The 13,404-nt window shown below is 25.9% G+C and carries 6 protein-coding genes; 5 read left to right on the forward strand and 1 reads right to left on the reverse strand.

The window, feature by feature from the left end:
- The first annotated feature begins 38 nt into the window (after positions 1-38).
- Positions 39-1,814, forward strand: a complete 1,776-nt coding sequence (locus tag GBZ86_RS07195) for a WG repeat-containing protein (RefSeq protein ID WP_152889153.1) — start codon at positions 39-41, stop codon at positions 1,812-1,814.
- Between the two features lie 82 nt (positions 1,815-1,896).
- Here GBZ86_RS07195 and GBZ86_RS07200 read toward each other — a convergent pair whose 3' ends face one another.
- Positions 1,897-2,391, reverse strand: coding sequence for a CarD family transcriptional regulator (locus GBZ86_RS07200; protein WP_170272179.1), 495 nt, complete (start codon positions 2,389-2,391; stop codon positions 1,897-1,899).
- Between the two features lie 251 nt (positions 2,392-2,642).
- On the opposite strand from GBZ86_RS07200, the gene GBZ86_RS07205 reads away from it, so the two are divergent.
- From GBZ86_RS07205 to GBZ86_RS07220, 4 genes are all read left to right on the forward strand, one after another.
- Positions 2,643-3,056: a hypothetical protein gene (locus GBZ86_RS07205; protein WP_152889157.1), complete on the forward strand. Its 414-nt coding sequence runs from the start codon at positions 2,643-2,645 to the stop codon at positions 3,054-3,056.
- 186 nt (positions 3,057-3,242) lie between these two features.
- Positions 3,243-11,486, forward strand: coding sequence for an SdrD B-like domain-containing protein (locus tag GBZ86_RS07210; RefSeq protein WP_152889159.1), 8,244 nt, complete (start codon positions 3,243-3,245; stop codon positions 11,484-11,486).
- 131 nt (positions 11,487-11,617) lie between these two features.
- Complete coding sequence (locus GBZ86_RS07215; protein ID WP_152889161.1) at positions 11,618-12,157, forward strand: hypothetical protein; 540 nt, start codon at positions 11,618-11,620, stop codon at positions 12,155-12,157.
- 185 nt (positions 12,158-12,342) lie between these two features.
- Positions 12,343-13,224 carry a DUF2156 domain-containing protein gene (locus tag GBZ86_RS07220; protein ID WP_152889163.1) on the forward strand — a complete coding sequence of 294 codons (882 nt, stop codon included), beginning with the start codon at positions 12,343-12,345 and terminating at the stop codon, positions 13,222-13,224.
- The last annotated feature ends 180 nt before the right edge of the window (positions 13,225-13,404 follow it).

Consider the following 13,404-nt stretch of genomic DNA (forward strand, 5'->3'; position numbering starts at 1 on the left):
AAAATATAGTTAATATAAATATTATTTAGGAGTTTATAATGTCATCTAAAAGCAGAAAAGAAAAAATGAATTTAGTAAAAAAGTATTATAAGAATTATTATGAAGAGTTTTCAACTTCTTTATATCCTGCCTTTAGCAATACAAGGTTAGGAAATTTTTATGGATATATAAATAATAAAGGCAATTGGGTTATTTATCCCGAATTTCAATATGCAAGTTTTTTTTATAATAACAAAGTGGCTATAGTTAAAAAAAATGATCTTTTTGGAGTTATAAATTTACAAGGACAATATATAGTTAAACCTATATATAATGAATTATTAAATTATAAAAATAATTTGGCTATTTATGATTTAGAGGGTAAAAAAGGAATTATTGATATTTGTGGAAATAAGTTAAATAAAATAGAATATGACTTTATTGAATATTATGGAGAAAACATGTATGTTGTAGCTAGAGAAGATAAAAATGGAATAATGTTATATGGTTATATAGATAAATTTGGAAATGAAATAATTATTCCTAAATATGTAAAGGCTAGTAAGTTTATAAATGGTTATGCTCTTATAAAGGATGAGGAAAAATATTTTTTAATAAATAAATTAGGTGAAAAAATTAAAAATTTTAGTTATAAATATATTGATAAGTTTAATGGTAAATTCATGACATATTCTAATAATGATGAAGGACCTTACGGATATATAGATATTGAAGGAAATATTATAATTTCACAAAAATATGCTACAGCAGGTATGGTTAAAAATAATTTAGCTATAATTAGTTGTGAAGAAAATATAGATTTATTTGGAGTTATAAATATTAGAGGGGAATATATTTATCCACCTATTTATAACAATATAAAATTTATAGATGATGATAGATTAGCTTTAGGCTTACCATTAGAACATATTAAAAACAATTTAATAAATCTTTATGCAATAGGTGATTTAGAAGGGAATTTATTATGTAATTTTAAATATTTAAATATAGATGAGTATAAAGAAAATGTAGCATCAGTTTATGATATGAAAAATACATTTTTCATAGATAGAATGTGCAAAGTTATGGATGATTTACCAAAGGTAAAGGGAAGTGGATCTTTGGTAATTAAAGATAATTTAATTTATGCTGATATAGATTATAACCCTTATTATTTAAAAGTAAATGGTAAAGTTATTTATTATCCCAATATATTTATAAAATTAAATAAAAAATATTCAGTGATAAAAGTAAAATATAAAGGAAATATAAATTATTTAGTATATTATCCTAAGTTAAATGGAATGAAAAATAAAAAAGAGCAACAGAAAGTAAATAGAATACTTAAAAGTTTATCAATGTATTATGAAGAAAGTAAAGATGAAAATGTATATTTAAAAAACTATTATTATACAAATTTTGAAGTTCAATTTTTTAATAAGAATTTATTTATTCCCAATATTAATTCATATCACTATACTATAGGAGATGCACATGGTATATCTAAAAAACAAACTCCAATTATTGATTTAAATACAGGAGTTTTTTATAAATTAAAGGATTTATTTTATGAAAATTCTAAATGGGATGAAAAAATAAATAACATTATAGAAAATAAAATAAAAGAAATGTCAGAATATAAAATTTTTCAAGATGGTTTTAAAGGGATAAATGAAAATGTAGGGTTTTATGTAAATGATAAATGTTTATTTATATATTTTAATCCTTATGAAATAGCTCCATATTCTTCAGGTATTATAACTTTTAAAATTTCTTTTAATGATTTAGAATTTTTTATAAATAAAGAAAGTGATTTTTATAAAGCTTTTAATTAAAAATATATTAAAAATCTCTTAAAGAAAATTAATTCTTTAAGAGATTTTTTACTAAATAAAGGCTTAAAAATATAAAAAATATTTAATGTATTATTAAGTTTTCATTTAAAAATTCATCTGCTTCTTCTTCAGAAATATTTTTAATTAAGCTTATTTCATCTAATAAAAATTTTTTTGCTTTAAAAAGAATTTGCTTTTCATTTAAATTAAGTGATTTTACAGCATTTAATTTAGTTAAATCATAAACTACTTCAAAGAAATTTTTTAATGAACCAACCTTAAGTTTTTCATTGTTATCTATAATTCTTTGTTTAGAAGTACTACTAATAAAATTTTCCAAATCAAAATCAGGATGTTTAAAATCACTTAAAAGATTGTTTAAAGTATTAATATCACTTATTCCACGTAAATTACAATGTTCTAATCTTTTGGCTGGAATTAAAACATCCATATTATTGTTTATTAGATGGATTTTGTAATATTTTTGAATTTCACCACAGAACTCTTTATCTTCTATGTATTGTATAGTGCCTACACCTTGATTTGGATAAACTATTTTATCCCCAACATGAAACAAAAGCCTCGCCTCCATATTATGTAGTATAACATTATATTATATAGTATAGCACATTTCTTTGGTAAAGTAAATTAATATTTTATCATAAAATATATTAATATGTCAATAAAAAATATATTTGTTAAAATACATTTTTTATTGACATATTAATATATAAATTGATTTATTTAATAATTTAACAATGTAAGTGGAATATATATAGAATAAAGTGTTATAATTTATAGGAATTTAATTAGTTTGGAGATGATAAAATGTACATAGTATTTGGCAATAGAGTAGTAGATAGTAAGGATATAAAAGAAAATTTAGAAAAAAATTCTCTTTTTAAAGTAATTAAAGATATGAGTAAAGGTTCAAAAAGAGAAGATATAGTTGCTTTTAATTTAAGTATAAGCTTAAATATTTTAAATGAGATATTAATGGAAGATTATAATTTAGATGAAGTAGAAGATGATGAATTATTTAACGAATATATAACATTAGCTGAAGAATTAGCAACTGATTTAGAAGAGTTTATTCCTGAAGATTCTATTTTTGATATAAGAGCTTATAAATGGGATCCTTCAGATAATGATATAAAAGTAGTAATTTTATTGGCTCATGAAGAACTAGGAAAAAACAAATTAAAAGATGTTATGAAAAGATTATTAACTCAAGTTGAATAAAGGAAAAGGAAGTGTTTAAAAAGCACTTCCTTTTATTAATTTAATCAACAATATTTTGTGTGTTTTTATTTTTTTAGACAAAAATATACAAAAATATTGTTTTTTTTGAACAAACTTACAGAGTTATTAATATAATAATAATGTATAAATTAAGTAATTGGTTTTAAAAGAAAGGAGGGAGTTTAAATGAACCTTCTTTACATTAATTTAATTAAAGAAAATAAAAGAAATAATAATATAAACTTAGCTGATTTAGAAGTAGCAGCAGGTACTATTACTAAAACAGTAGATAAAACTCAAGTTAATTTACAAGAAAGTTTTAGATATACCATAAATGCTTCCTTTAGTGGCATACAAGGAGCTATAGCTTTAGCTACTATTGAAGATTTTATTCCAGATTATATACAATATACATTACCACCTATTGGAGGACTTTTAAAGAATAAAAAAGAAGAAGATACAACTGTAAATGGACAAAGAGGAAAAAAAATTACATTTGATTTTGGATCCATTACAGATTTAGGTCAAGCCATTGCCTTAGATTTAAGTTGTAGATTTAGCTTTGGTACAGATAATGGAACTACTTTTATCAATAAAGCTATTTTAAAAGTTAATAGTGATGCACCTATAGAAAGATCATCACCACCTGTAACTTTAATATTAAATCCTGATTTTGAATTAACAAAAGAGGTTATAATACCTGATAGAGTAGGACCTAGTGTGGGTGGAATTTTAATATACATTTTAACGTTAAGAAATAAATTGAAAAGTCAAGGTGGACAAGGTGACTTAGGTGCAAAAATAACTAATGTAAGAATTGTAGATACATTACTTTCGGGAGTATCTATTGATAATTCCATTACATCACCTACAGGTACAGATATATCGGGATATGATAAAAGAACAAATACTTTAACAGTAAGGAGCACTTCTAATACTGTTACATTTACACTATCAGAATATTTTGGAACAGAATATAAATTTATATATGCTGTAAAAGTTCCAACAAATTTTAATATAGGGGATGCAATAAATAACAGAGTAACATGGACGGCAGATCCACCAACACCTCCTAAACCACCAATTATTGTTACAACTAATGTAGCAGATGATAATTATAGAGCTGATGTAATTAAATCAGGACCTACTCATGCTAGTGCAGGAAATAGAATAAGTTATGAAATATTTGTTAGAAATTCAGGAAATAAAGATTTAACTAATGTGCAAATTATTGATACCATACCTGAGGAAGTAATTGTTAATAGAATAAATATAGGAGATTTTTGTATTGTTCTAGTAAGTAAAGCCTTTTATTTAAATAGTGTTAATATGACTATAGATTATGAAATTAATAATAGTGGTACATTTATTAATTTGGGCACATATGCAACTAATCAGGCTCAATTTATTGATTTAACAAACAAAGTTTCTTTAGGACAAAAAATTACGAAAATAAGATGGAGCTTGCCTAGATTACCTGTAGGTTATAGTAATTGTGAGCGATTAGCTATAGATGGAGTTATAAATTCAAATACAACATCTCAAAATATAATTAATAAAGTAGAATTAAAAGCTGATAATGGTGTAAATGAAGAAGAATATTATACAACAATAATTGATGGATTATCAGAATTAAGAATTATAAAAGAAGAGATTTCCCCCAATACAGATGTAATTTCAGGACAAACTATAAGATATAAATTAAGAGTAGTAGCTGATAAATCTCAAATTGATAATCCTATAATTACTGATTTATTAGATGATAAATTAGAGTATACAAATAATGAGTATTATAAATATTACAATTATTTTGATAATGAAAATTTAGAAGGTAATAATAGTACATTTCAAGCAAAAGGTTCTAAAGTTATAGTTGAAAATATAAATAATTTTAATGGTACTGGAAAAACCTTAATAAGGTATAAATTTAATGATGGATTTAAATTAGAACAAAGAGGAAACTTTAGCGTAGAATTTGATGTTAAAGTTAAAAAGGGAGCTAAAGGAGAAATAATTAATACTGGAGTTCTAGGTAATAAAGGAAATAAAGGTATAGTAGATACGAGAAATATATTAAGAGGAAGTAAAGAATATACAGATAGTGATGATAGAGATGGAGATGGTATAAGAGATGAAACTTTACTTGAAAGTAATGAAGTAAGAAATAATATTATAATTACTAAAAGTATAGCTTCAGATAAAAAAGTAAAAGGACCTTTAGATAGTGATTTTATAGAGGAACCACAAGTTGGAAATACATTTTCAGGAGGAGTTATTGAATATAAATTAACTATTGAGAATGTTGGAGCTTCGGTTTTAAATAGTATAGAACTTATAGATATTTTACCACGTTTAGGAGATACGGGAGTGATAGATATTACTCCTAGAAATTCGCAATTTACAGTTTATGAAGTATCTGAAGTTACAGCAATAATATCTCCTTCAAGAACACCAACTCCTAATTTAATAATAGAATATTCTACAAGTAATGATCCTATTAGATTTAATAATACAGGACAAACCATAGGAATAGGTAATTGGAGTAATATTGCACCAGTTCCTATAACTAATAATCGTGCTTTTAAAATAACAAGCTCTAATTTAAATCTTAATCAAGGTGAAAAGTTAGTAATAACAGTTAAAGCTGTTACACCAGTAGGTGTAACTACAGGGTTAGTTGCATGGAATAGCTTTGCTTTAAAAGGGACTTATACTGAGAATGGTCAAATTCAAAATTTGTTGCCAGTAGAGCCAGAAAAGGTAGGAGTTGAAGTTAAAGAAGTTGGCAATGGAAAAGTTAAAATTGGAGATTTTGTATGGCATGATTTAAATGGAGATGGTATTCAAGATATTGGTGAACCTGGAGTGAATGGGGTAGAAGTCCAATTATATAAAAGTGATGGAATTTCGTTAGGTTCTACTTTTACCACAAATAATTTTAATGGTGAGCCAGGATTTTATTTATTTGATAATTTAGAACCAGGAAATTATTTTATAACCTTTAAAAAACCTAATGGATTTCAATTTACTCTTAAAGATCAGGGAAGTGACATTACTAAAAATTCTAAAGCTAGAGAGACTTCAGGAAAAACAGAAAATATAACTTTAACTGCTGGACAAGCAAACTTAAATATAGATGCAGGCTTAGTTAAACTAGGGAGAGTTGGAGATACTGTTTGGTTAGATTTAAATGAAGATGGTATAAAAGATATAAATGAACCAGGTATTAGTGGAGTAACTGTTAATTTATATGATTGTACTGATACAAGTCAAAGTACTGTTAAATATTCAGCTACTACTAATTTAGAGGGTATTTATATTATTGAAAATGTAAAGCCAGGAAGTTACTTTGCTGTTTTTTCTAAACCTGTTGGATATAGATTTATAACTACTAGAGGTCTTGTAGATGTTAATGGAAAAGGTCAATGTTTTACACTTCAATCTGGTGGAGAAAATTTAGATGTAGATGCTCCTTTAATTGATGAAAAAGATGTAAAAGTAACCAAAAGTGTAGATAAAAGAAGTGCAGAGATAGGAGAAGAATTAACTTATACAATAACAATTGCTAATAATGGAGTTTTTAAAGTAGAAAATGTAACATTAATAGATAGGCTTCCACAGGGAACAACATTTGTACAAAACTCTATAACAGTTAATGGAATAGTTAGAAGTGGAATTACATTAGATAATAATATTAATATAGGCGATATACAACCTAATGCAACTTTAATAGTTAAATTTAAAGTAAGAATAAATGAGACAGGTTTTATTGTATCACAAGTAACCAATCAAGCTGTCATAACTTTTGATGGAGGAGAAGAGGAACCTCCAATAGTAGTAACGGATGTAGTAAAAAGCTCTATAGGAGATTTTGTATGGTATGATTTAAATGGAAATGGAATACAGGATAATGGTGAACCTGGAGTTCAAAATGTAACAGTAAGATTATATGAATCTAGCAATTTAAATACTCCTATAAACACCGTTATAACAAATACTAGTGGAATTTATTTATTTGATAATTTAAAATCAGGAAATTATACTGTAGAATTTGAAAAACCCGATGGATATAACTTTACCATTAAAGATGCAGGTTCAGATAATACTAAAAATTCTAAAGTAATTCAAAGTACTGGAAGAACTAATAATATAAGTTTAGGTAAAGATGAGAATAATTTAAATATTGATGCAGGATTAATTGATATAAAAAATGTAAGAACTATAAAAAGTGTAGATAAAACAAGAGCAGAGCTTGGAGAAGAATTAACGTATACAATAACTATTACCAATAATGGAATAAAATCTATAAAAAATGTAGAGTTAATAGATAGAGTTCCTAATGGAACAACTTTTATTCCAAATTCTATAACAATAGATAGAATAGTTAAAAATAACATTAACTTAGATAACAATCTTAATATAGGAGAAATTCAGCCAAATCAAACTGTAATAGTAACATTTAAAGTAGTCATAAAAGAAACTTTGCCTATTCCTCAGCAAGTAACTAATCAAGCTGTCATAACTTTTGATGGAGGAAGAGAAGAGCCTCCAATAGTAGTAACAGATGTAATAAAAAGCTCCATAGGAGATTTTGTTTGGTTTGATTTAAACAGTAATGGAATACAGGATAATGGTGAACCTGGAATTCAAAACGTAACTGTACGACTATATGAATCTAATAATTTAAGTAGAATTATAAAAACTGCTGTAACAGGTTCGAACGGAGAATATTTATTTGATAATTTAAAATCAGGAAATTATACTGTAGAATTTGTAAAGCCAAATGGATATAACTTTACCATTAAAGATGCAGGTTCAGATAATACTAAAAATTCTAAAGCAATTCAAAGTACTGGAAGAACTAATAATATAAGTTTAGGTAAAAATGAAAATAAATTAAATATAGATGCAGGGTTAATTGATATAAAAGATGTAAAAACTAAAAAAACTGTAGATAAAGCAACAGCAGAAATAGGTGAGGAATTAACTTACACTATAGAAATTATAAACGATGGAGTAAAACCTATAAGAAATGTAAGATTAATAGATAAAATTCCAGAAGGAACAGTATTTGTTTCGAATTCTATAACTATACGAGGAAGACGTGTAGCAGATGGTGATTTAGGAACTGGGATTAATATAGGTGAAATTGCATCAAAAGAAATAGTATCAGTTACTTTTAAAGTAAAAATAAATGATTCAGACTTTATTCCTAAAACGGTAAGTAATAAAGCTATTATAATTTTTGATGGTGGAAAAGAAGAACCTCCAATAGTAGTAACAGATGTGGTAAAAAGTTCTATAGGGGATTTTGTATGGCATGATTTAAATGGTAATGGAATACAAGATGGTGGTGAACCAGGGATTCAGGGAGTAACTGTTAGACTATATCAATCTAATAATTTAAATAATGCTATAAAAACTGTTATAACAGATTTAAGAGGAAGATATTTATTTGATAATTTGAAATCAGGGGAGTATATTGTAGAATTTGTTAAACCCAATGGATTTAATTTTACTATTAAAAATGCAGGAAGAGATGTTACAAAAAATTCAAAAGTAATTATTGCTACAGGAAGAACCGATAGCATATCTTTAGGTTTAGCAGAAAATAATTTAACTATTGATGCAGGATTAATAAAACCAATTACCATAGGTGATACAGTTTGGTTAGATAGTAATAAAGATGGTATACAACAATCAGGAGAACCAGGAATTGAAAATGTAAATATTACCTTATTTAATTGTAATGATGACACAAGAACTCAATATAGTGCAATTACGAATAATAATGGAAAATATCTTATAACAAATGTATTACCAGGTAGTTATTATGCTATATTTACTAAGCCAGTAGGATATGAATTTGTAACAGTAGGTGGATTTGTAGATATAAATGGGCAGGGAAAATGTTTTACTATTCAATCAGGAGAAGAAAATTTAGATGTAGATGCACCTTTAATTGATATAAAAAATATAACTACAAATAAAACTGTAAATCTTGCAAATGCTGAGTTAGAAGATGAGTTATTATATACAGTAACAATATTAAATAGAGGAGTATTGGCTGTAAAAAATGTACAATTAAAAGATAAAATTCCATCAGGAACTACCTTTATTCCAGGTTCTATAGCGGTAAGAGGAAGAGTTGTTAGTGATGTAAATTTAGATAGTGGATTAAATATAGGCGATGTTAATGCAAATGAACAAGTTATTGTTACTTTTAAGGTTAAAATAGGAAAAGTTCTTCCCGTGCCTAATCCAATAGTAAATAAAGCTACTATAATTTTTGAAGGAGGAGAAGAAGAAACACCGCCTACAGTAACTAATGTTGAAAAAAGTTCTATAGGAGATTTTGTATGGCATGATTTAAATGGTAATGGAATACAAGATGGTGGTGAACCAGGAGTTAATGGAGTTACTGTAAAGTTATATAAATCTAGTGATTTAAATAATGCTATAAGAACAGAAGTAACACAGGCGAATGGATATTATTTGTTTGATAATTTAAGGTCAGGAGAGTATATTGTAGAATTTGTTAAACTGATTGGATACAATTTTACAATTAAAGGTGCAGGAGTAGATAATACAAAAAATTCTAAGGTAAATATATCTACAGGAAGGACAGATAATATAATTTTAGCAAGAGGAATAACTGATTTAACTATTGATGCAGGATTAATACAACCAATTACCATAGGAGATACAGCTTGGTTAGATAGAAACGAAGATGGAGTTCAGCAACCTGATGAACCAGGTGTAGGTAATATATTAGTAACATTATATAATTGTAGTGATGATAGTGCAACGCAATATACAGCTATTACTGATAGAAATGGAAAATATCTTATAACAAATGTATTACCAGGAAGATATTATGCAATATTTACAAAACCACCAGGATATAATTTTGTAACAGTAGGTGGATTGGTAGATACAAATGGTAGAGGAGGTTGTTTTCATATTCAATCAGGAGAACAAAATTTATTTGTAGATGCTCCTTTAATTGATATAAAAAATGTAGATGTAGATAAAACTGTAAATCTAACAACGGCACAAATAGGAGATGAATTATTATATACTATAACAATTATAAATAAGGGCGTAGCTCCTATAGTAAACGTGAAAATGTTAGATTCAATACCTGCAGGTACAATTTTTGTAAATGGATCTGTACAGGTCAATAATTTATCTAGACCAAATGATAATCCTCAAAATAGCATATTAATAGGTACTATGCAACCAAATGAACGTTCTACAGTTATTTTTAAAGTTAGAATAGGTAATATTTTACCTAATCCTAACCCTATAGTTAATAAAGCTAGAATAACTTTTTCTGGTGGAGATAGAGAAACACCACCAGTAACAACAGATGTAGTGAAAAGTTCCATTGGAGATTTTGTATGGGAAGATTTAAATGGAAATGGAATTCAAGATGGTAATGAGCCTGGAGTTGGCAATATAAGAGTTAATTTATATTTAGCTGATAATTTAACAACATCTATAAGAAATACTAGAACTAATTTAAATGGTCAGTATTTATTTGATAATTTAAGGTCAGGAAACTATATAGTTGAGTTTATTAAAGAAGATAATACAGAATTTACAATAAAAAATGCAGGGTTAGATGACAATTTAAATTCTAAAGTAAATCAATTAACAGGAAGAACTGATAATATAGATTTAAGAAGAAATGAAGCAAAATTAAATATTGATGCAGGAATAATAAAATTAGCTATTGTAGGGGATAAAGCTTGGTTAGATTTAAATGAAAATGGTATAGAAGAGCCTGGAGAACCTGGCGTTGGAGGAGTAAAAATTACTTTATATGATTGTGATACAGAAACACCAACACAGTATACTGAAATAACAGATAGTAGAGGAATGTATTTAATTAGGGGAGTTAAACCAGGAAAATATTATGGTATATTTGTGCCAAAACCAGGGTATGGATTTGTAACAGCAGGAAATTTTGTAGATGAAAATGGAAGAACAAAATGTTTTACTATTAATTCTGGAGATAAAAAGTTAGATGTGGATGTACCTCTTAAAAAAGTTCCTTGTATAATTGAAACATGTATTTGTGGTAAAGTTATTGATAAATGTACTTGTTTAGGTGTAGAATGCATAGAGGTATTTTTGATGAAGGCTAATGTAGTTATATTAAAAACTACTACAGATTGTATGGGAATGTATTGTTTTAAAATAACGAATCCTGGAATGTATAAATTAGTCTTTGCAACTATGTGTTGTGGATATTATATAACTCCAAGAATATTAAAAATAAATGTAGAGTGTGGTGAATCCATATGTGATTTAATTACTGTAGTTTGTATGAATAAATTATCAGAAAAGTATTGTAAAACAGTATGTATAGAACAGCCATATTGTACTTGTGAAAAGTGTAGAATGAGAAATTGTTTAACCTAAAATAAGTATAATTATTATTGAGATTTTATTTAATATTAGTTAAATTACTACATTGTTTAATATGATACCTAAAGAAATGAGAATATTTTTTAAACTTTAAGATAAAAAATAATTTAAAAGAAGGAGATATTATGAATAAATATTTTACCAATAGAGGTAACCAGTTTATGTGTTGTTGTGGAAGAGCTGATTGCTATGTATGTAAGCAGTGTAATTGCTGTTGCAAGCCTCAACAATGTTGTTGCATACCTCAAGAGTGTTGCATACCTCAACAAGAGTGCTGTATTCCTAAGCAATGTTGCATACCTGAAGAATGTTGTAAGCCAAAAGAGTGTTGTATACCTCAACAATGTTGTATACCTCAACAAGAGTGCTGTATTCCTAAGCAATGTTGCATGCCTGAAGAATGTTGTAAGCCACAACAATGTTGTATACCTCAAGAGTGTTGTATTCCTCAGCAATGTTGCATACCTCAAGAGTGTTGCATTCCACAACAATGTTGTATACCTCAACAAGAGTGTTGCATACCTCAAAAATGTTATATACCAAGAAAATGTTGTTATAAAATTATTTGTTTTGATGATTGTAATAATTGTTATGAAAATAGATGCTATACAAGCAATTATTGTGCAGATAATTGCTGTACTAATAAAGGTTATTACTGTAGATAGATAAAAATTAATTAGATAATTTACCAATTAAATTTGAAATTTCACTGTAATTTAAGATTTATTTGGTAAATTATTTAATATACAATGAAAGTATGTATTTTAAATCTTGAAAACTTAGATAGATTATATTAAAAGATAATTTTATATAGTTTTATTAAAGTAATTTTAGGAGAGGTACATTATAAATGTTTAAAGATTTACAATTAAAAGATAAAGAAATTTTTACAGATTATTTAAAAAAATATAAATTTAAAAGTTGTGAGTATTCATTTACTACTTTATATATGTGGAGAAATAGATTTAATACTAAGTATGATATTTTAAATAATATATTAATAATAAAAAAAGAAGAAAGTGAAGAAGTTATATATTTTATGCAACCATTAAGTAAAAATAAATTTAATATTAAAGAAATTATTCCCTTATTAAAAAGTATTTCTAAGGGGAAATATTTATTTGGAGATGTTGAAAAGGAATTTTTATTATACTTAATAAATGAATTTGAAGAAAAAATTTATGGGGAAATTCAAAAAGGAAATTCTGATTATATATATGTAACAGGAGAATTATTAAATTTATGTGGCAGAAAATATAATAAAAAACGTAATCATTGTAACTGTTTTATGAAAAATTATAAATTTGAAGTATTAGATGTGAATAGGTTGTATATAGTAAATGATAGCATAAAGTTTTGTGAAGAATGGTATGAAATGAAAAATAATAAATCAGATGCTTTAAAATATGAATTAGAAGGTATTAAAGATATATTAATAAATAAAGAATTTTTAAATTTAGATGCTATGGCAATATATATAGATGGTAAAATCCAAGGACTTACCATAGGCGAGAATATAAATAATGAAATGGCTATTATTCATGTTGAAAAATGCAATAAAAAATATAATGGAATATATTCATTTATTAATAGGGAATTTGTAAGAAGATATTATAAAAATGTTAAATATGTAAATAGACAAGATGATATGGGTATATTAGGATTGAGAAATGCTAAATTATCATATTTTCCTAGGAGATTAGAAAAAAAATATAAAATTAAATTTTTATAACAGGAAATTTTTATATAAGAAACACATGACTTATTAAGATTTAATAAATCATGTCAGTTTGTAGACAAATAGCATTTTTGCATAAAGCAAAAATGCTATTTTTAGTTTTATAAGCAAAATTTCTAAATTTTTCAAATATATTTTTAATATTATGATATAATCCGAGATATCCCCCGGTCT

The organism is Clostridium tarantellae (assembly GCF_009295725.1).
Taxonomy (GTDB): Bacteria; Bacillota; Clostridia; order Clostridiales; family Clostridiaceae; genus Sarcina; species Sarcina tarantellae.

Coding starts and splice junctions, on each gene's coding strand:
- GBZ86_RS07210 (WP_152889159.1), top strand. CDS start 3,243: ATGAACCTTCTTTACATTAATTTAATTAAAGAAAATAAAAGAAATAAT.
- GBZ86_RS07220 (WP_152889163.1), top strand. CDS start 12,343: ATGTTTAAAGATTTACAATTAAAAGATAAAGAAATTTTTACAGATTAT.
- GBZ86_RS07215 (WP_152889161.1), top strand. CDS start 11,618: ATGAATAAATATTTTACCAATAGAGGTAACCAGTTTATGTGTTGTTGT.
- GBZ86_RS07195 (WP_152889153.1), top strand. CDS start 39: ATGTCATCTAAAAGCAGAAAAGAAAAAATGAATTTAGTAAAAAAGTAT.
- GBZ86_RS07205 (WP_152889157.1), top strand. CDS start 2,643: ATGTACATAGTATTTGGCAATAGAGTAGTAGATAGTAAGGATATAAAA.